Genomic DNA, 19,397 nt, shown 5'->3' with positions numbered 1-19,397 from the left:
GTCGGTCGCATTGCGAACCTATCGGACTATAGGGCAGGCCGTTGGTAGAAGCCAAGCATCCGGTCCATCATCATTCCCCACTGATCGGGAACCGGCACATGTATCGCGCCACTGATGCTACGCAATGAAGCTGTTTAATGTCAGATCGACAATCCACCCTCTACGGGGATGACCGATCCGGTGACATAGGCGCCTGCGCGCGACGCCAGATAGATGGCCGTGCCTGCCAGATCCTCCGGCGTACCAACGCGGCCGCGTGGGACCATGGATACCACCATCTTGCGCATTTCATCGGATGAGATGACCGTCATTTCGGATTCGAAGAAGCCAGGGGCGATCACATTGGCGGTGATGTTGTCGCGGCCAAGCCGCTTGGCGAGCGACTTCGCCATCCAGTGAATGGCGCTTTTCGAGGCCTGATAGGCGTAGTTTTCCTTCGGCCCCACCTTCAGGGCACCAACTGATCCGATATTGATGATCGATGCGGGCCGTTCCGCCGTTCCGCCCGCGCGAAGCAACGGCAGGAATTTCTGGAGCGTGAAGAAAGGCGCCTTGAGGTTCAGGTCGATGACCGGATCCCATTCGCTCTCGCCATATTCGTCGATGGATGCGTCCGCCATGGTCCCGGCATTGTTCACAAGGACGTGGACGGCGCTTTCCCGCGCGGAGACGGCCGTGACCAGTGCGTCGATCCCGGCAAGGGTCGACAAGTCGGCAACAAGGCCGGTGCAATTGCCGCCCGTAGTCGCGGAAATCTCTGCCGCCGCCGACATCACCTTGGCTTCCGTCCGGGCGCAGATATAGACCTTTGCGCCCGCGGCAGCGAAGCCAGTGGCGATGTGCCGGCCGATTCCGGTCGAGCCGCCGGTGATGATGGCGACGCGATCCTTTACCGAGAACAGTTCCGCCGCGTTCATGCCTTGGCTCCCGCGCCGGCGATCTTCAGGATGAGGTCGACCGTGCCTTCGGGATCTCCAACCAGCAGGGCATGGTCGCCCGGATGGTCATGGACGGTCCAGCCAAGTTCCCGCGCCCGATCGTGCATGGCGGTCATGACGGTGACGGCCGCCGCGATGTAATCGACAGGCTTCGCGATCGTTTCGGCGCCCACGGAGATGACGCAGGCCGTCGCCTTCATCGGCTGGTCCGACAGATTGTCGAGCAGCCATTTTTCGCGCGCCGGGTCCATGAGGTGCGGGTGATCCTTGGCGGCGGCGCGCTGCATTTCGTGCACGCCTGAACCGATGGGACCTTCGCCCGCTTCCAGCATCGCGTCCAGTGCGGCGAGTTGGTCTTCGGGAACGTAGCCCATGAGGGAGGCGATACGTTCGCCCGACCGGGGTATGATGGCGTCGAGATAAATGACCTTGGCGATGCGGTCGCCCACCTCGGCGATGACGCCGGGCGCGACGGTGCCGGCATAGCTGTGCGCTACCAGCACGACGTCGTGCAGATCCTCATATTTGAAGACATTCACGATGTCGCGCACATGAGTCGCATTGCCCACATCACGGCCGATCAGATGCTCACGCTCGCCAAAGCCGGTGAATGTCGGCGTATAGACCTTGTGTCCCTTGGCTTCCAGCAGTTCACGGACATATTTCCATGTCCAGCCGCCCATGCCGCCGCCGTGAAGAAGAACGAATGTGGTCATGAAAATCAGGCCTCCGCCGGTTCGGTGTTCTGGATGAATTCGGGAAACGGATCAGGCCCCCACAGGAACATGCTGTCTTCGGGCGCATGATTGGCTGACGGCCAGTCGACGTCAGACGGAATGAAGTCGATATCGGCCGAATATTCGCTGAAGCTGCCCCATGGGTCGCGCACATAGTAGAAATAATTGGCGCCCAGCACATGCTGGCCCAAGCCCCAATTAGGGCCATAGCCTGCCCGCGCCATGGTCGCGCCGCCCAAGCCCACTTCCATCACGGAGCCGACATCCCAACTGTTGTGATGCATACCTCGCCGGTCCGACAGCACGAGGGCAAGCAAATGGTGGTCGCTGCCATGCACACCATGCAGGAACGCGACGGCCGGCTCGCTTTTGTCGGAAAGGCGCAATCCCAGCGTCTTTTCATAATAATCGATTGCAGCGTTCACGTCAGTTGTGAAGATGGCGAAATGCGAAAGGCGGCGAGGGTGAACCTTCGGAGCCTTGCTGTTGGGAATGGCGCCGGATTCGCCGGGTGCCGAGCTGATGAAAGTGAAATGGCTTTTTTCCGATGGCGTCGCCTTGTCGGCAACGCGCACATTGATTGGCAGGCCATCGAAACCCGCGAACCAGATGCCGTTGGATTCAACTCCTTCGGGCGCATCGATTTTGCTGACTCCGCAGCTGTCGAGATGGGCCGAAAACGCTTCCATCTCATCCGCATAAATACCGAAGCTCAAATAACGTAGTCGCTTGGCGCCGCCCTGATTCAGCACGCCCCAGCGATGTGGGTTGCCGACCGTATAAAGTTCGAGCGCGCCATTCTTGTCCCGCACGTCGAGACCGAAGAGCGTATAGAATTTGCGCGCTTCCTCCAGATCGGGCACTTCAAGCGCGAAATGGTCGATGGAATGGACGCCCAAAACATTGGCGCGGCGTCCTGAAGAGCTTTTCTGGTTCATCCTTCCCTCCTTCGTTGGCCGGGCGCCTATCGAATGGTGCCCGGCCTTTCGGTCATGCCGCCTTGATGGGGTTCACCAGCAGGCCGATCTTCTCGATTTCCACTTCACACACATCGCCGTCTTTCATGAACAGCGGAGGCTTGCGGGCAAGGCCGATGCCGGACGGGGTTCCCATCACCAGAACGTCGCCCGCCTCCAGGGTGAAGCAGGTGGACAGGAGAGCGACAGTGTCGGCCACATCGAAAACCATGTCCGACGTGTTGGCGCTTTGTACGACCTGCCCATTCAGGCGGGTTTCGATCTTGAGGCCTGCGCCACCCGCGGGCAGTTCGTCCGGGGTGACCAGCCAAGGGCCGAAGGCGCCGGTATCGTCGAAATTCTTGCCGACGGTCCATTGCGGCGTCTTGAGCTGATAGTCGCGAACCGATCCGTCATTGAACACCGAATAGGCCGCGATGTGCGACAGCGCATCTTCCTTGCTGATATCTTTCCCGCCCTTGCCGACGACAGCGACCATTTCGCCTTCATAATCAAGCTGGTCGGAGGAGGCCGGTTTGATGATCGGAGCGCCATGCCCGATCAGGCTCGAATTGAAGCGGCCGAATACCGTAGGAAATTCCGGCACCTGGAAACCGCCCTCGGCCGCGTGATCCTTGTAGTTGAGGCCAAGGCAGATAATCTTGGGCGCCTTGACCAAGGGCGACAGGAAGGTCAGGTCTTCCACCTTCACATCTTCACCCGTAGCGCTGACCTTGGCGCCGGCGTCCGTCAGAGCGTTGCCGCCGCTGGCGATCAGGGCGTCCAGATCATAAAGCGCAGCGTCACCGAACAGCGCCTTGACGCCCGCACCCGTGTCCACTGCCAGACCGACCGTCCCACCCTTTGTCACCTTTGCCAACCGCATGTTCTATCCTCCTGAAAATTTTCGAAACCGCTTGGTGAGCGGCATGTGATATCACCAAATATATTTCAAGTTATAAAATAGATCCAAGTGAATTGCCACGGTCTGCGAAGCTGATATAGCTGTTCCGATGACAAAAAAGCTGAGCCTGACCGAACGCGCCTATCGGCAGTTGCGGGACGATCTTTTGACTTGCCGGCTGGTGCCCGGAGCGAAGATCAATATCAAGGATATCACCGAAACTCAGGGCTTTAGCCTTGGTGCTGTTCGAGAAGCATTGTCTCGGCTCACGTCCGAAGGTTTTGTAATTCAGGACGAAGCGCGGGGATTTCGGGTAGCGCCCATTTCGATTGGTGACCTCACCGATCTGGTCGCCGTCCGCAGCGACATTGAAGGGCAATGTCTCAGGCGAGCCCTTGAGAAAGGGGGGCTGGACTGGGAGGCGTCCATCGTCAGCGCGGCGCATCGGCTGAGCAAGACCCCAACGCGCGATCCGCAGGAGGCGTCCCGCCTGAGCGAGGAGTATGCCGGTGCACATGCGGCCTTTCACCATGCTCTGGTGGCGGCGTGCGACAGTCCCTGGCTGCTTAGAATGCGTGATTGGCTTTATGCCCAGTCGGAGCGTTACCGTTATCTTACCGTGCCGATGGCTGATGGCGACCGGGATCTGGTTCACGAACATGCGGAGATTGTTGAGGCAGCGTTGGCGAGAGACGCGGATCGCGCCACTGCGCTCCTGGCGAACCATCTCATGGCCACGGCCAGGCTGCTGATCGACCGGCAGGAGGCCAAGGGCGGTCCCCCTCCCGAAATGGCTCTGGTTGCGGGTGGGGGCGTTTGACCGCATCTCAGCTTTGCTTGTTCTGACCAGTACCGCCGCCGCTCGCAGGCATCAGCATATTGCTCATGCCGCCATCGACCAACAGATCGACGCCGCTGATATGGCCGGCATGAGGGCTGATGAGGAACAGTATCGCATTGGCCACATCCTCCGCCAAACCCAGCTTACGCAGAGGAATGTTGGCCTCTCGCTGGTCGCGCCGCGACTGATCCTTATATCCCGCCGCGGTCATTGGCGTGTAGGTGGGGCCTGGCGATACGGTGTTGCAGCGGATGCCGTCCGGCCCCCATTCGATGCTGAGCTGGCGAATCATCATCAGCAGGGCAGCTTTACTGGAAGAATAAAAGCCGAGCGCGGGCGTGGGCTGGGTAGCCGACATGGACGCGGTGGCTACGAAAGCGCCCTTGCTCTTCTTGAGGTGAGGATGGGCAGCCTTACCCAGCAGCCACGACGAACGGGTGTTGATGGCGAAAATGCGGTCGAAATCGCTGATCGGCAGTTCGACCAGCGCGCCGCCCATGATGATGCCGGCATTGCTGATGACGGCGTCGATCCCGTCCATATGCGCGAGCGCCGCTTCGACCATCCTGTCGCCGCAGTCAGGCTCGGCGAGATCGACTACGCTGGTTGCCGCTGCGGGGCCTATTGCGTCCGCCACGACCTGAAGATTGGCCGCGTCGCGATCGGCGAGTAGCATCCGGTGTTCGCCCGGGATCACGGAGCCTGCCGCCAGCAATTCGGCGCATGCCCTACCGATGCCGCTTGCAGCACCCGTGATGATCACCCGCATTTCACTCTCCCTAAAATAAAGATGGCATCCATGCGCCGTGCCTCAGTCCTTCAGGCCCAGCTCTTCCATCAGCGCGCCGCGCAGTTTGAACTTCTGGATCTTGGACGCCGACATGGGCCATTCCTCTATGAATCGGATATGGCGCGGCACCTTGAAGGACGCCAGACGTTGTTTGGTATAGGCGATCAGTTCCTCCGCCTCGACTTCGACGCCGTCTTCCCGTTCGACATAAGCGGCGGGGATTTCCGCCAATCGTTCATCGGGGAGGCCGACCACCTGTGCAAGGCGGACTGCCGGATGGGTCGCCAGCACAGTTTCCACTTCCGCGGCGGCGACATTTTCACCGCCCACTTTCAGCATGTCCTTGAACCGGCCGTGGAACATGGCATGGCCATGCTCGTCGATGGAGCCGATATCGGCGCTATGATACCAGCCCTCTGCGTCCAGCGCCTGGGCGGTCTTTTCCGGGTCCTTGTAATAGCCGTCGAAGAGGTTGTAGCCCCGGATGAGAATCTCTCCGCGCTCGTCGATGCCCTTTTCTTCGCCGGTTTCCGGATCGACGATCTTCAGCTCGATGCCGGGCAACGGGAAGCCAAGCTTCTTAAAGCCCATTTCCGGGTCCATCGCATAGCCGCCGGTTGTAGCGATGCCTGTCGCCTCGGTCATGCCCATGGTGCCGACTTGCAACATATTCGGGGCTTTATCGCGATAAGCCTGACCCACGCGTTCCGGCATAAAGGCGAAACAGCTGTTCTGGAGGCGCACCGAGGACATGTCGGCCTTCGTCCAGTCGGGGTGAGTAATCATCGCCTGATGGAAGGTGACGAAGGGAAGGAACATCATCGTCACCTTTTCCTCTTCGATCTGCTTCAGGCTTTCTCCGGCATCGAAGTGCGGCTGGCCGATGAACGTGCCGCCCACGTCGACCGCGCCGAGCATGCACAGCATCGCGGCGATATGGAACAGTGGCAGCGGCGACCACGCGCGTTCGTCGGGCTGGAAGGACCAGCGATAGCGAGCGAGATTCGATGCTTCGCGGGTGACGGCTTCGTGACTGAGCAGGCAGCCCTTGGGATTGGCCGATGTCCCTGACGTATAGAGAATCATGGCGGTATCACGAACCCTGACCGTCAGGCGGCAGGCATGGATATCGGCTTCGCTCACCGTCTCGACCGCCGCATCGAACGTCGCCTGATCAACGAATCCGGGAGCGGAGCGGCCTCCCAGCATGATAATTCGCTTGAGAAGGGGCGCGCCGGAGAGCGTCAGGGCGGTCGGATCAACCGTATCGGTCAGGTCGGGAAACGCTTCCGTCAGCCGGCAGCCGAAATCGATATGTTCGGTCACCATGTCGTTGGTGATGACCGCTGCCAGATCGGCATTCTCCGCGACATAGGCCATTTCCGGGGCCTTGTAGCGCGCGTTCATCAGGACAGAAACGGCGCCGCACATTGCGTTGGCGAACAGCGTTTCGACAAATTCGATGCTGGACGGCAGGAGGATGCCGACATGATCGCCGCGCTTGATGCCGAGGGCCTTCAGGCCTCGCGCCCGTTTCAGGACGCTCTGGACGACATCGTCATATGTCTTGCGTTCTCCCGGGAAAACGAGCGCTTCCTTGTTCGGGGCCTTGTCCCATCCTTTGAGGAGCAGATCGCCCAAAGTGGTTGCAGAGATACGAATTGGGGCGCAATCTTCGCCTTGTGTGACCACGGATGTCCGCTCCTAAAAATGCCGGTCAGCTGTTGATGGCGATCAGATTGCAGCCATCGCTCCTCTCTGCGCCTTTCGTTGGATAGGTGCGGCCTTGCCTTCCGGGTCCAAGAGCGAGCATAGAGATTTTTGCTTTACTGGTCGGGAATTCACTATGGAAGCCTATGTCTACGATCATGTTAGGACGCCCCGCGGCAAAGGCCGCCCCGATGGCGCGCTGCATGAAATCACCTCGGTCGAAATGGCGACGCAACTGCTTCGCGCGTTGCAGGAGCGCAACGATCTGGATACGGCTCTGCTGGATGATGTGATCATAGGCATGGCGCAGCCGGTTGGTGAGCAGGGCGGCGTGCTCGCCCGTGCGGCGGTATTGCAGGCGGGTTATGCTCAGACGGTTGCGGGGCAGCAGATCCATCGCTTCTGCGCGACCGGGCTGGACGCGGTCAGCCTGATTGCCGCGCAGGTGCATTCGGGCATGATCCAGGCTGGTATCGGCGGCGGGGTCGAGTCCATGAGCCGCACGGTGATGGGCTATGATTCGGGTGCATGGACGTCCGACCCTTCGGTGGCATACGGCAATTATTATGCTCCGCAGGGCATTGGCGCCGACATCATCGCTACCCTCGATGGTTTTACGCGCGAAGATGTCGACGGTTTCGCGGTCGAAAGTCAGCGCAAAGCGGCCCATGCCTGGGAAAATGGCTATTTCAAAAAGTCGATAGTACCCGTGAAGGATGTGCTTGGAGAGGTCGTACTCGACCGTGACGAGCACATGCGTCCGGGCACGACGGTGGAGAGTCTGGCCAAGCTGAAGCCTGCCTTCGAAGGGTTCGGCAAGGCGGGCTTTGAGGCAGTCGCCAAGGCCAAATATCCTGAAATCGAAGAATTGAACTATGTCCATCATGGCGGCAACAGCTCCGGCATCGTTGATGGGTCGGGCCTGGTGCTCGTCGGCTCCAAGGAGTTTGGTGAGAAGGCGGGTCTGAAGCCGCGCGGCAAGATTCGGTCCTATGCCAATATCGGGTCGGAACCGACGATCATGCTGACCGCGCCGACAGCGGTATCGCGCAAAGCGCTCAAGGCAGGCGGAATGACCGAGAAAGACATTGATCTGTGGGAGCTGAATGAAGCCTTCGCCAGCGTCGTCATGCGCTTCCAGCGCGAACTGAATATCCCCGACGACAAGATCAACGTGAATGGCGGCGCGATCGCCATGGGCCATCCGCTCGGCGCGACCGGCGCAATGATCCTTGGCACCGTTCTTGACGAACTGGAGCGTCGCGACGCCGCCACCGGCCTTATCACGCTGTGTGCCGCGAACGGCCTCGGCACGGCCGCCATCATCGAGCGCGTCTGAGCGCGCACAAAGAACTTTAGAGCGGGAATTCCCATGAAGACTATGCGACTGGAAAAGGCCGACAACGGCGTTGCTATCCTGACCCTTGATGCGGAAGGGGCCATGAATGTCGTCAACGATGCGTTCATTGCCGACATGGAGGAGGCGACGGCACAGATCGCCGGGGACGATGGCATCAAGGGCGTCATACTGACATCGGGCAAGAAGACGTTCATGGCCGGCGCCGACCTTAAGCAGTTGGTCAACGGATTTGGTACGCTGACTCCCGCACAGGCTTATGCCTTTTCCAAGCGGGCGACCGACATGCATCGCGCGATTGAGCAGTCGGGCAAGCCGTGGGTCGCGGCGATCAATGGTCTTGCTCTGGGCGGCGGTTTTGAACTGGCGCTGGCCTGTCATCATCGCATTTTGGTCGATGATCCCAAGGCACAAGTGGGCCTGCCGGAAGTCAATGTCGGCTTGCTGCCGGGGTCCGGAGGTACGGTGCGTCTCGGTATCATCGCTGGCATGAAGGTGGCGCTCGACCTGCTTCTTTCCGGCCGATCGGTTGCTCCGGCCGAAGCGCTCAAGCTGAAGATCGTGGATGAGGTCGTTCCTGCAGACAAGCTGATCGACGCGGCCAAGGCATGGTTAGCCGCCGGGCCCGATCCAGTGAAGGCATGGGACGTCAAGGGCTGGGTGCCGCCGCAGAAAAAGGGCATGACCGTGCCCGAGGATTCGGCCGCCTATATGATGGCCGCCGGTGGAATCGCGAAGGCTGGTTATAACAGCCCGGCGCCCCTCGCGATTCTCAACAGCGTTTTTCATGGGATGCAATTGCCCTTTGACAAGGCGCTCGCCGTGGAAGGCAAATATTTCGCCAAGCTGCTGACTGATCCGGTCGCGCGCAATATCATTCGTACCACCTTCATCTCGAAGCAGGCGGCCGAGAAGGGCGCTCGCCGTCCTGAAGGCTTCCCCAAATTCGAGGCGAAGAAGGTCGGCGTGCTCGGCGCAGGCATGATGGGCGCGGGCATCGCGTTCGTGTCGGCCAATGCAGGGATCGAGGTCGTGCTGATCGACCGAGATGTGCCCACGGCGGAGAAGGGCAAGGCTTATTCGACCAAGGTTCTAGGCAAGTTGGTCGAAAAGGGCAAAACTACGCAGGAAAAGGCTGATGCCATTCTGGCGCGTATTACGGCGACTGATGACTTCGCCCTCCTCGACGGCTGTGACCTGGTTGTGGAAGCGGTGTTCGAAGATACCGCGATCAAGGCCGAGACGACCAAGAAGGCGGAAGCTGTCCTGCCTGACAATGTGGTATTTGCGTCCAATACGTCGACCCTGCCAATCTCGCAATTGGCTCAGGCATCCCGCCACCCGGACCAGTTCATCGGCCTGCACTTCTTCTCGCCGGTCGATCGCATGGGTCTTGTCGAAGTGATCATGGGCAAGCAGACCAGCAAGGAAACGCTGGCCAAGGGGCTCGATTTCATCGCCCAGATCCGCAAGACGCCGATCGTCGTCAATGACAGCCGCGGCTTCTATACCAGTCGTGTGTTCCAAATGTTGATCCATGAAGGCGCGGCAATGCTGGCGGAAGGCGTCCCTCCTGCGGTGATCGAAAATGCCGCCAAGGCTGTCGGTATGCCGGTCGGGCCGTTGGCGCTGCTCGATGAGTTGACGATCGATCTGCCGCTCAAGATTGTGGATCAGGCGATTGCCGAGGAAGGCGATAAATATACGCCGCCGGCGGGTGTTCCCGTTATGCGCCGAATGAAGGACGAGATCGGCCGATCCGGCCGCAAGTCCGGCGGCGCTTTCTACGATTATCCTGAGGGCGGCAAGAAGCATCTGTGGACGGGGCTGGCGGAGCATTTCCCGGTCAAGGATGGCTGGGATGTCGAGGAACTCAAGAAGCGCTACCTTTACGCGCAGGCCATGGAAACGGCTCGCTGCCTTGAGGAAAATGTGCTGGAGACGCCGCAGGACGCCGACCTTGGCGCCATCTACGGCTGGGGTTTCCCGACATGGACCGGCGGCACGATCAGCTATATCGACACGATTGGGATCGAAAACTTCGTCAAGGAAGCCGACCGGCTTGCTCAGCTTTATGGCCCCCGTTTCCTGCCGTCGGCTTGGCTGCGGGACAAGGCTGCTAAGGGCGAATCCTTTTACGCATCCGCGCAGGACGCGACGGTGAAGGAGCCGATGCCAGCATGAGGCGCCTGATTTTCGAACCGGAGCACGAACAGTTCCGCGATAGCGTCATCAAGTTCATGACGGCGGAAGTCGGCGCCCATGCCGAGCGCTTTCGTGAGCAGGGCATGGTCGATCGCGAACTCTATCTGAAAGCCGGGGAGCAGGGCTTGCTCTGCACCTGGGCGGATGAGAAATATGGCGGGGCGGGAATCGATGATTTCCGCTTCGAACAGATCATCATTGAAGAGAATATGCGCCACGGCGACATAGGCTTTTATATCAATCTCCATAATGATCTGGTCGCGCCCTATATCGCCAAGCTGGGGACGGACGAGCAGAAGGATCGCTGGATGCCCTGCATCGTCAGCGGCGAGAAGATTCTGGCTGTCGCGATGACGGAGCCTTCGACCGGAAGCGATCTTGCCGGTATGCGTAGCAGCGCGGTCGACAAGGGTGACCATTGGCTGCTTAACGGCGCCAAGACCTATATCTCCAACGGCATCCTCAGCGATCTGGTGGTGGTAGCCGCGCGGACCGATCCGAACAGCCGCCACGGCCTTGGCCTCTTTGTCGTCGAGCGCGGCATGGAAGGATTTGAACGTGGCCGCAAGCTCGCAAAAATGGGCATGAAGGCGCAGGACACGGCCGAACTTTTCTTCAATGATGTGAAGGTGCCCAAGGAAAATGTGCTGGGCGATCCCACGCAGGGCTTCCGATATCTGGCGCGATTCCTGGCCCAGGAACGACTGGTTGCGGCAATCGGTTTCATGGCGACAGCGCAGACGGCCTTCGACATCACGCTTGACTATGTGAAGGAGCGCAAGGCGTTCGGGAAACCGATCGGGGCCTTCCAGAACAACCGGTTCAAGATGGCATCGATGCGGGCCGAATTGGACGCGATCCAAACCTATGTCGACCAGAGTGTCCTGCTGCTCAATGCCGGTGAGCTGACTGCAGAGGATGCGTCCTCCGCCAAGCTGCTGGCGAGCGAGTTGGAAGGCCGGGTAATGGACGAATGCGTCCAGCTTCACGGTGGCGCAGGCTATATGGAAGAATATCGCATTTCTCGCATGTATACCGACGCGCGCATCAGTCGCATTTTCGCGGGCACATCGGAAATCATGCGCGAGATCATCGGTCGTGGATTGGGACTGGACGAGCGCAAGCTGTCCTGACGGCTTAGCCGGGGGTGCCGGATGCTGAATGTCGAACAAGTACGCAGCTTCCGGGTGCCGGAAGCACAGGATGCCTGCGATCCGCGCTCTGCAATCCTCTATGCGCTCGGTGTCGGTGCCGGGTTGGGTGGCATAGACGAGCAGCGCCTGGTCTTTGAGCGGGATCTGGCCGTGCTGCCGACGATGGCGTTGGTGCTGGGCACACCCGGTTTCTGGCCCATGGCGCCGGAACTGGGATGGGATTGGCCGCACATCCTGCATGGTGAACAGACGCTGAAACTGTTCCGCCCGCTTGAATTGGGGCAGTTGGTCAATGGCCGGATAGAGATTACGGATCTGGCCGACAAGGGTGTCGGGAAGCCAGCCCTTGTGCGGGCGAAGCGCATTCTCACGACACCCACCGACCGGCTGATTGCGGAGATGGAGGAAGTGTGGGTTTTGCGTGGTGCGGGCGGCTTTGGTGGTGCACGCAACCTGAGCGGATCGGGGGCTGCCGAGATGCCGGAACGGCTTGCGGATACCGTTCTGGACCTGCCGACGGCGGTCAATCAGGCGATGCTGTATCGCCTGACCGGCGATCGCAATCCGCTGCATATCGATGAGGGCACGGCGCAAGCGGCCGGTTTCGAACGGCCCATATTGCATGGCCTTGCCACCATGGGTCTCGTCGGCCGTGCGCTGACACATGCATGTTGCGACGGCGACCCGACTGGCTTGACCGAGATGCGGGTTCGGTTCACCGCGCCGGTATGGCCTGGCGAAACGGTTCGCACCGAAATCTGGCGTCATGGGGCTGAAATTTCCTTCCGGGCAAGCGTGCCCGACAGGAATATCATTGTGATCGATGGCGGATATGCGCGCATCGGTGGATTTACATAAAAGAACGGGACGCATTAAAGTGAAGATATTGGATGGCAAGGTCGCGTTGGTTTCCGGCTCTGGACGCGGCATCGGCAAAGCCATTGCGCTAAAGCTTGCCAATGCCGGCGCCCATGTGGTCGTGAACGACCTGGATGAGGATGTGGCGCGGGAAACGGCGGGTGAAATCGAGAGTCTGGGCGTGCGCGCGGTAGTGTGCGTGGGCGATGTGACGCAACCCGATTTCGGTGAGACGTTCGTCAAGACGGCGGTCGATCATTTCGGGACGATTGACATCATCATCAACAATGCGGGCTATGCCTGGGATGCGGTGCTTCAAAAGACCAGCGACGAACAGTGGATGGCTATGCTGGACGTGCATTTGAGCGCGCCGTTTCGCATTCTTCGCGCCGCACAGCCCGTGATCGCTGCTGCGGCGAAGGCCGAAATTGCGGAGCATGGCCGGGCCAAGCGCCGGACCGTCATCAATATTTCCTCCGTAGCGGGGCTTGGCGGTAATGCCGGACAGTCGGGTTATGCGGCAGGTAAGGCGGGAGTCGTCGGCCTGACCAAGACGGTGATGAAGGAATGGGGGCGGTATAATGTCACCGTCAACGCCGTTGCCTTCGGCGCTATCATGACCCGCATGACCGCTGGTGAAGCGGGAAGCTCAACGATCAGCATCAAAGGCCAGGACATCAAGGCCGGTGTGAGCGACGAGATATTGGAAGCTATGGAAAAGGGCATTCCGCTGGGTCGCGCTGGCACACCGGAGGAAGCGGCGGGCGCCGTTTACCTTCTGTGTTTGCCCGAAGCCGACTATATCACGGGCGAAGTGATCGTCGCTGGTGGCGGCTGGAAACTTTGAAAAACAGGTGGGCGTTGTGCCCACCTCCCTTTCAGGCGGGCCAACTCGGCGTTCGCCCCTTCATGCCTTCTAAGATAGGGCGCATCGGTTCAGGCACGGTTCCTGCACCAATGCCGGTGCCGAAATTCAGGCCTTTTCGTTCATAAATGCGCCAGCCATCGGTCGTGCGGCGAAGCCTGTCTTCATACCCCCCCACCACCAGAAGGTCTGTTGCACGGAGTGGATCGGCATCAGGAAGCGCGAACCAGTGCCAGGCAAGGACTCGGCTGGCGGCGCGGGCTTCGTCGCCGCTCACTTCAATCACCAGATTGGTGACATTATGCGAACAGCCCGTCAGCGCGCCCTGATAGCTCATGCATTGGGCGTGGATGGCTTCGCGGCCTACTGACTGTGCACCGCCGAAGTCGATTGAGCCGTCCTCCGTGAACACTTCCTTGGCGATGCGGTCATATTGCATCGAATCGACCAGATGGGCGTAGCGGTAGATGCATTCCTCGATCGCTATGCGATCCGCCAGTATTTGAAGGTCGATCGTCATGGCAAATGCACTCCTTTGCGGGTGGCAATGTCGGTCGTGATATCCCATAGGCGCGCGGCCTCCTGTGGAGGCATGTCGAAAGGCGTGGGTTCGAACGCCTTGGGGTTTTTGAAGATCGCGGCCTTCAATGCCGGCCGTTTGTCATCGAGCAGCAGGCGCGTCGCATTGACGGCTGACTTTTCCGGCGTCGTGCCGAACCAGCCCATCATCCGCATGATGAGTGGCATTGCCGGGTCCTGCATCGCCTTGGTCTTGGTCGAAGCTACGCCGGTGGCATAGAGACCGATGGGACGATCCGACCAGCGCCGCGATGCTTCGTCCAGGAATAGGAAACCTTCCACATGAGTGGTGAGGATGGCCTTGAAGAACCCCCACTTGCGCCGCTCAAACTGCAAATCGTCGAGATCGGGCGGCGCCATGCGATATGGCACCGCTCCGGCCAGATGGACGATCCGCCCGTCACCCGATGCCGCCAGCGTATCGGAGCACAGGCGGTTGATGATAGCCCGCGCCAGATATTGGAGGGCGAAGGCGAATTCCAGCCTGTCAGCGGTCACCGTCTTGCCCGAAAAGGCGCTCATCGCGCTGTGCATCAGACCATCTATGGCTGGACGCCATGCGGTTATAGCTGTGGCGGCTTCGGCAGCGCCGGCAATCGTCGAAAGGTCTGCCTTGAGAAAGGCTGCGTCTCGCGCCCCTGCGGTCAGCATGGCATCAACAGCAGCCGCGCCGCGATCTGCACTTCGCGCCACGAGAAGGATGGAAGCGCCCTGTTGCGCCACATTCAGCGCGGTAGCGCGCCCGATACCTTCAGTCCCGCCGACGAAAACGAAATTGCCATTTCTCGCCATGACGGGTTACTCCCTTCAGCCGCAGCCGACTACCCCGCCATCAACCGGGATTTGAGCGCCGGTGACATAGGCGCCCGCGCGCGCGCAGAGGAATACCACGATACCCGCGATATCTTCCGGGGTCCCAAGGCGCCTCAGCGGAATATGCGCCAGCAGCGTGGGATCGACATTATCCTCGTCGCGCATGTGGGCCGTCATCTTGGTCGGAAAAAAGCCGGGGATGACTGCATTCACGGTGATATTGCGTTCCGCGAGATCACCCGCCAGATCACGCGTCATCATATGAACGGCAGCTTTGCTCGCTGTATAGCTGTACGCTTGGAGCCGTTCCGTTTTCATGCCCGCGACCGAGCCGATGTTGATGACCCGTGCAGGATCGCCGGGCGTTCCTGCCGCGCCCAGTTCGGGCAGCAGCTCACGGATCATGGTAAAGGGTGTCTGGACGTTCACCGCCATTACGCCGGGCCAGGCCTTGTCAGGGAAGCTGTCGATGGAGCCGCCCCAGGTCTTGCCCGCATTATTGATCAATATGTGACATTCGCCCATCGCATCGCGATAGCGAGCGACGAGATCGACTGCTGCCTCCGGTGTCGACAGGTCTGCGGGCAGGGGGATGCATGGTCCCAGCGCCGCCATTTCCCTTGCGGCCTCTTCGCAGACGTCAGCTTTGCGCGATGTGATTGCGACGCTCGCCCCGGCACGCAATAGGCCTTCGGCAATCATGCGTCCAAGTCCCTGAGCGCCGCCGGTCACCAGCGCTTTCTTACCCGTCAGACTGAACAGGTCGCTCACATCGTCACCACGACTTTGCCGAACTTATGCTGGTCGCGCAGGTGAAGAAGCGCTTCCTTCGCCTGCGCGAGCGGATAGGTCGCCTCTATCACCGGCTTGATCTCATGCTGCGCGGCAAAGGCGAGCATATTCTTGAAATCCTGCGGATCGCCCACCTGACTGCCGACGATGCTGGCGCTTTTCAGGAAGATGTCGGTGGCGTTGAACTTGACCTCGTTACCTGCGGTCGAACCATAGATCACGATGCGCGCGCCCGGATTGATGGCGCGGACATAGTTGGCGAAGCTGGGCGAAGGGGCGCCATCCAGCACCACGTCGACGCCGCCGGTCAGCTTTCCAACCTGCTTGCGCCAATCGGGATCGGTGTAGAGCAGGCCACCCTTTGCTCCCATTGCAATGGCGCGGTCGATCACGTCCTGGCTTTCGCCGGTCACATAGACATTGGCACCCTTGGCGACAGCGAAGGCAAGACCGAATGTCGCAACGCCACCGCCAACACCGCTGATGAGCAGGGTTTCACCCGCCTCCAGTCGCCCCTTGAACATCAACGCGCGCCAGGATGTCAGCGCCGTCAAGGGCATGGCCCCGGCCTCTTCGAAGCTCATGAAAGCAGGCTTGGGTGCGAGATTGTCGACGGGGACACAGATATATTCCGCGATCGTGCCGGCGAAGGGCATTCCGAGCAGGCCGAAATCGGCGGCAGGAGCATGGCGATTGGGCCCCCAGTTCCGTGCGGGGTACAGGACGACTTCGTCGCCTTCGCTGACGCCGGTGACGCCTTCACCGATCATGTCCACCACGCCCGCGCCGTCGCAACCCAGAGAGGTCGGCACCACCATGCCCGGATACTGACCGTGCGTGATGAACAGTTCGCGGTGGTTGACCGATGCCGCTTTCACCGCAACCCGAACCTCTCCGGGACCCGGTACTGGCGTTTCGATTTCCGCTACGGCAACGGAATCAGGGCCGTCGGTCCGTTCGAGATAAAGGGCCTTCATGGTCCAACCTTTCCTAAAATGCTGTCTGGCGTTTCGTCGCTGCGCGGCCAACTTGCAAGCTTTGCGTGCAGGCCCGGCTTGTCAGTTTGGAAGCGTGGACAATCTTCCGGCTCGTTGGGAACCTATCTGTGGATAGGAAAAAGAGGTTGCGTTTATAGATTCCTCGCCCAAAATATATTTCATACGAGAAAACGAATCGTGTGAAGGCGCGTGCTTAGGAGAGAACAGCGTGACTGTTGTGCCGACAACCATCTTGCCGCCCCGTTCGACACATACGCCAATCCGGCGCGCTGCGCTTGTCGCGTTGACGGAAAAGGTGGCCCAGTCGCGGATGACGGCGGTGTCTGCGCCCGCGGGGAGCGGAAAAACGACGGCGATGCTGTTCTGGGCGGAAGAGCTTCGCGCTCAGGGGCGCCCTGTTCTCTGGCTGGCAGCTCGGGCGGGAATTGGAAGCAAGCAATCTTTCCTGCAAGCCCTGAAGGCCGCTGGCATTGCGGCCGGTCTGCCATGGGATGATCTGGAGAGCGGCGCGCCTGACGAGAAGTGGTTGACGACGCTTGCCATGATGGGAGACGTGCGACCGGTCATCATCGTCGATGACGCGCAATTGTTGGGTCAACCCATCCTTGACTTCGTCGCGCAGCTGTCATCAAGCGCGCGGGATGCCCTGACGATCATCATTGCCGCGCGCGGCACGGTAGGGTTGTCGCTAGCTCGCATGCGTGCGCTCGGCTTTCTGGTTGAAGTGGGGGTTGCCGACCTTTCCTTTTCCCTGGCGGAAGCGACCGAACTCATCACCAGGACCATCGGAACGCCTGTCGATTCACGCAATCTCCAGGATATCATTGGCGATACGCAGGGGTGGGTTTCAGGCATCATCATCGCATGTGATCTTTACCGCCGAGCCAGCGAAATGCCGGGTGGTCTTCGTTTGACGGGGCTGCGTCCGGAATTTGCTGAATATTTTCATGATGAGGTGCTGAGTTTGCAGCCCGACGAGGTGCGTAATTTCCTGGTCGATACCTCGATACTGGACGAACTGACTCCCTCTGCCTGTGCTGCGGTTACAGGGGACGAAAATGCCCGTGTGATGCTCGATTATGTCTTTCGAGAAGGGCTGTTTCTAAATGCCATCGATCAGGAGCATAGCCGCTATTCCTATCATCGGCTATTTCGCGAAATGGTGCTTGGCCGGCTGATGGATCGCGCGCCCGGCCGTGCCGCGATCATGCATCGCCGCGCAAGCGAGCATTTTGCCGAAAACGGGCAGCTGGCTACTGCGATTGAGCATGCGCGGTTGAGCGATGACAAGGCGTTTCTTGCTGATCAGCTGGATCGGCTGGCTGAGCAACTGACCTATTCTGGTTATCTGTACCGCATCGACGAACTGGGAAGCGAGCTTCCCTGGCCACTCCTTGCTGAGCGTCCGAATCTGTTACTCGCGCTTGCATGGAGGCGTATTCGCCAACTCGCCTTCTCCTCGGCGGACAGGCTGCTTTCCGCCGCGCGGCAAATTTATGAAATCCGCCGCGAGGGCCGGTCCTTGCCAGTGCATGCAATTCAGCAACTCGATCTGCTGATCCGCCATCGCTTCGTCATGCTCGCGGCCGCTCGCGATGACATGGTTAAGGTCGAAGCGGAGTCCGAGCCGCTGCTCGCTGAACTGGCCGACGGTGACGCCTATTTGAGCTGCACGCTTCTTGCACAGCTCATGTCGGCGAGGAGAGAACTTTATCACTTCCAGGACATGCTCAAGCTTGAGGCTGAAACCAGCCGGGCTCTATCCCGTCCCGGATCGGATTTCGCGTCCATTGCCCTTAAATCATCGGTCGCGCCGACAATGATGGCTCAGGGTAAGACCCAGTTTGCCCAACGATTTCTGGAAGAGGCCTTCACGCTCGCGGTGGAGATTCATGGCCCGGGTTCCGGTCTGGCGGCACTGCCTGCGCTGCCGCTTGCGGAATTGCTCTATGATGCTGGCGACCTGGAACAGGCGGCGAAGCTGGTGGAGCATTATCTGCCGGTCGTGCGGCAATGGGGTTTTTCCGATCAGATGGCGTCAGGCTATCTGGTAAACGCCCGTCTGAGTGCGGCAAAGGGAGATCTGCCCGGCGCCCTCTCAACGCTCAACGAGGCCCATCTCGTTGCGATTGAGTGCGGCCTTGATCGCCTTCGCTCTTTCATCGTGGCTGAGGAAGTCCGGCTGCTGATCAAGGCGGGACAGATCGAAGAGGCGGAGAGGCATTTCCTGGCAGGCGACCCGCAGTTGGATGGAGAACCCATACCGACCTTGCGCCCGACGCGCCGCAACGAAAGCATCGCTATTGCCTGGCTGAGGATCGAGATGCAGCGCCACCGGCTCGGTCGGGCGCGCAAGGTTGCCCATCGCTGGCTGGAATTCGTGAAGCGCGCAGGCGCGGTGCGCTCGGCCGTGATTTTCGAATTGCTGCTGGCGGAAATAGCGGTTCTCCAAGGCAATCGATCCGAAGCGCGCAGGGCAGTGCGCGCAGCCGTCGAAATGGCGGAACCGGCCGGCTGGGTACGGGTGTTCATCGATGAGGGAGAGGTGATCGCATCGCTGATTATCGAAGCCTATTCGCAGGGGCCGGAACTGGACACGCCCACCGACCGCTTTGCCGTTCGTCTTGTATCCATGTTGCGGAGAGGGCCGCAGATTGAAGCGGACGAGGAAGAAGTGGATGATTTCGGCCTGACTGGTCGCCTTGCCAACCGCGAAGTCGACATTCTGACGATGGTCAGCGGTGGATTGCGTAACAGGGAAATCGGCGATCGCCTCGGTCTGACCGAAGGTACGGTCAAATGGTATATGCAGCAAATATATGACAAGCTCGGCGTGCGGCGACGGCCCCAAGCGGTTCTGCGCGCGCGCCAGCTGGGCATTTTGCCCTGACCGTCGTGCG

General features: G+C 60.1%; 17 protein-coding genes. 7 read left to right on the top strand and 10 right to left on the bottom strand.

Annotated elements, in window-relative coordinates; translation table 11 throughout:
- Positions 1 to 140: 140 nt before the first annotated feature.
- Genes ATN00_RS17625 through ATN00_RS17610 form a run of 4 tightly spaced genes read right to left on the bottom strand, consistent with a single transcriptional unit; the run spans position 141 to position 3,517 of the window.
- A complete protein-coding gene (locus ATN00_RS17625) occupies positions 141 to 917 on the bottom strand; it encodes an SDR family oxidoreductase (protein ID WP_062067064.1) in 777 nt (258 codons plus the stop codon).
- The gene (locus ATN00_RS17620) at positions 914 to 1,654 is read right to left on the bottom strand and encodes an alpha/beta fold hydrolase (RefSeq protein ID WP_082635241.1); all 741 of its coding nucleotides are present in this window, start codon (positions 1,652 to 1,654) and stop codon (positions 914 to 916) included. The genes ATN00_RS17625 and ATN00_RS17620 overlap by 4 nt, the downstream gene beginning before the upstream one ends.
- A 5-nt stretch (positions 1,655 to 1,659) precedes the next feature.
- Positions 1,660 to 2,613, bottom strand: a complete 954-nt coding sequence (locus ATN00_RS17615) for a VOC family protein (protein ID WP_062067061.1) — start codon at positions 2,611 to 2,613, stop codon at positions 1,660 to 1,662.
- A 52-nt stretch (positions 2,614 to 2,665) separates the two neighbouring features.
- Positions 2,666 to 3,517, bottom strand: coding sequence for a fumarylacetoacetate hydrolase family protein (locus tag ATN00_RS17610; RefSeq protein WP_062067058.1), 852 nt, complete (start codon positions 3,515 to 3,517; stop codon positions 2,666 to 2,668).
- A gap of 127 nt (positions 3,518 to 3,644) precedes the next feature.
- Here ATN00_RS17610 and ATN00_RS17605 point away from each other — a divergent pair, with 127 nt between their 5' ends.
- Positions 3,645 to 4,355, top strand: a complete 711-nt coding sequence (locus ATN00_RS17605; RefSeq protein WP_062067055.1) for an FCD domain-containing protein — start codon at positions 3,645 to 3,647, stop codon at positions 4,353 to 4,355.
- 7 nt (positions 4,356 to 4,362) lie between these two features.
- Here ATN00_RS17605 and ATN00_RS17600 read toward each other — a convergent pair whose 3' ends face one another.
- Positions 4,363 to 5,145, bottom strand: coding sequence for an SDR family NAD(P)-dependent oxidoreductase (locus ATN00_RS17600; RefSeq protein WP_062067052.1), 783 nt, complete (start codon positions 5,143 to 5,145; stop codon positions 4,363 to 4,365).
- A 42-nt stretch (positions 5,146 to 5,187) separates the two neighbouring features.
- Positions 5,188 to 6,858 (bottom strand): class I adenylate-forming enzyme family protein, encoded by a 1,671-nt coding sequence (locus ATN00_RS17595; protein ID WP_062067048.1) that lies wholly within the window; start codon positions 6,856 to 6,858, stop codon positions 5,188 to 5,190.
- 154 nt (positions 6,859 to 7,012) lie between these two features.
- On the opposite strand from ATN00_RS17595, the gene ATN00_RS17590 reads away from it, so the two are divergent.
- The 5 genes from ATN00_RS17590 to ATN00_RS17570 are packed head-to-tail and all read left to right on the top strand — an operon-like array spanning position 7,013 to position 13,297.
- Positions 7,013 to 8,215, top strand: coding sequence for an acetyl-CoA C-acetyltransferase (locus ATN00_RS17590; protein ID WP_062067045.1), 1,203 nt, complete (start codon positions 7,013 to 7,015; stop codon positions 8,213 to 8,215).
- Positions 8,216 to 8,248: 33 nt separating this feature from the next.
- A complete protein-coding gene (locus tag ATN00_RS17585; protein ID WP_062067042.1) occupies positions 8,249 to 10,417 on the top strand; it encodes a 3-hydroxyacyl-CoA dehydrogenase NAD-binding domain-containing protein in 2,169 nt (722 codons plus the stop codon).
- Positions 10,414 to 11,571, top strand: a complete 1,158-nt coding sequence (locus tag ATN00_RS17580; protein ID WP_062067039.1) for an acyl-CoA dehydrogenase family protein — start codon at positions 10,414 to 10,416, stop codon at positions 11,569 to 11,571. Before ATN00_RS17585 ends, ATN00_RS17580 begins: the two co-directional genes overlap by 4 nt.
- Positions 11,572 to 11,592: 21 nt before the next feature.
- Positions 11,593 to 12,450 (top strand): MaoC family dehydratase, encoded by an 858-nt coding sequence (locus ATN00_RS17575; protein ID WP_062067037.1) that lies wholly within the window; start codon positions 11,593 to 11,595, stop codon positions 12,448 to 12,450.
- A gap of 19 nt (positions 12,451 to 12,469) precedes the next feature.
- Entirely contained in the window at positions 12,470 to 13,297 is an 828-nt protein-coding gene (locus tag ATN00_RS17570; RefSeq protein ID WP_082635239.1) for an SDR family NAD(P)-dependent oxidoreductase, read from the top strand.
- Between the two features lie 31 nt (positions 13,298 to 13,328).
- Here ATN00_RS17570 and ATN00_RS17565 read toward each other — a convergent pair whose 3' ends face one another.
- Genes ATN00_RS17565 through ATN00_RS17550 form a run of 4 tightly spaced genes read right to left on the bottom strand, consistent with a single transcriptional unit; the run spans position 13,329 to position 16,476 of the window.
- Positions 13,329 to 13,835, bottom strand: coding sequence for a nuclear transport factor 2 family protein (locus tag ATN00_RS17565; protein ID WP_062067034.1), 507 nt, complete (start codon positions 13,833 to 13,835; stop codon positions 13,329 to 13,331).
- Positions 13,832 to 14,686, bottom strand: a complete 855-nt coding sequence (locus ATN00_RS17560) for an SDR family NAD(P)-dependent oxidoreductase (RefSeq protein WP_062067031.1) — start codon at positions 14,684 to 14,686, stop codon at positions 13,832 to 13,834. Before ATN00_RS17560 ends, ATN00_RS17565 begins: the two co-directional genes overlap by 4 nt.
- Before the next feature lie 15 nt (positions 14,687 to 14,701).
- Positions 14,702 to 15,478: an SDR family oxidoreductase gene (locus tag ATN00_RS17555; RefSeq protein ID WP_062067028.1), complete on the bottom strand. Its 777-nt coding sequence runs from the start codon at positions 15,476 to 15,478 to the stop codon at positions 14,702 to 14,704.
- The gene (locus tag ATN00_RS17550) at positions 15,475 to 16,476 is read right to left on the bottom strand and encodes a quinone oxidoreductase family protein (protein ID WP_062067025.1); all 1,002 of its coding nucleotides are present in this window, start codon (positions 16,474 to 16,476) and stop codon (positions 15,475 to 15,477) included. Before ATN00_RS17550 ends, ATN00_RS17555 begins: the two co-directional genes overlap by 4 nt.
- Positions 16,477 to 16,705: 229 nt before the next feature.
- On the opposite strand from ATN00_RS17550, the gene ATN00_RS17545 reads away from it, so the two are divergent.
- Positions 16,706 to 19,387: a winged helix-turn-helix domain-containing protein gene (locus ATN00_RS17545; RefSeq protein ID WP_231746322.1), complete on the top strand. Its 2,682-nt coding sequence runs from the start codon at positions 16,706 to 16,708 to the stop codon at positions 19,385 to 19,387.
- Positions 19,388 to 19,397 lie beyond the last annotated feature (10 nt).

Origin of the sequence: Sphingobium baderi (assembly GCF_001456115.1) — a bacterium.
In the GTDB taxonomy this organism is placed as follows: Bacteria; Pseudomonadota; Alphaproteobacteria; order Sphingomonadales; family Sphingomonadaceae; genus Sphingobium; species Sphingobium baderi_A.
This window is presented reverse-complemented; position numbering and strand designations above follow the sequence as displayed.

Coding starts and splice junctions, on each gene's coding strand:
- ATN00_RS17625 (WP_062067064.1), bottom strand. CDS start 917: ATGAACGCGGCGGAACTGTTCTCGGTAAAGGATCGCGTCGCCATCATC.
- ATN00_RS17620 (WP_082635241.1), bottom strand. CDS start 1,654: ATGACCACATTCGTTCTTCTTCACGGCGGCGGCATGGGCGGCTGGACA.
- ATN00_RS17615 (WP_062067061.1), bottom strand. CDS start 2,613: ATGAACCAGAAAAGCTCTTCAGGACGCCGCGCCAATGTTTTGGGCGTC.
- ATN00_RS17610 (WP_062067058.1), bottom strand. CDS start 3,517: ATGCGGTTGGCAAAGGTGACAAAGGGTGGGACGGTCGGTCTGGCAGTG.
- ATN00_RS17605 (WP_062067055.1), top strand. CDS start 3,645: ATGACAAAAAAGCTGAGCCTGACCGAACGCGCCTATCGGCAGTTGCGG.
- ATN00_RS17600 (WP_062067052.1), bottom strand. CDS start 5,145: ATGCGGGTGATCATCACGGGTGCTGCAAGCGGCATCGGTAGGGCATGC.
- ATN00_RS17590 (WP_062067045.1), top strand. CDS start 7,013: ATGGAAGCCTATGTCTACGATCATGTTAGGACGCCCCGCGGCAAAGGC.
- ATN00_RS17585 (WP_062067042.1), top strand. CDS start 8,249: ATGAAGACTATGCGACTGGAAAAGGCCGACAACGGCGTTGCTATCCTG.
- ATN00_RS17580 (WP_062067039.1), top strand. CDS start 10,414: ATGAGGCGCCTGATTTTCGAACCGGAGCACGAACAGTTCCGCGATAGC.
- ATN00_RS17575 (WP_062067037.1), top strand. CDS start 11,593: ATGCTGAATGTCGAACAAGTACGCAGCTTCCGGGTGCCGGAAGCACAG.
- ATN00_RS17565 (WP_062067034.1), bottom strand. CDS start 13,835: ATGACGATCGACCTTCAAATACTGGCGGATCGCATAGCGATCGAGGAA.
- ATN00_RS17560 (WP_062067031.1), bottom strand. CDS start 14,686: ATGGCGAGAAATGGCAATTTCGTTTTCGTCGGCGGGACTGAAGGTATC.
- ATN00_RS17550 (WP_062067025.1), bottom strand. CDS start 16,476: ATGAAGGCCCTTTATCTCGAACGGACCGACGGCCCTGATTCCGTTGCC.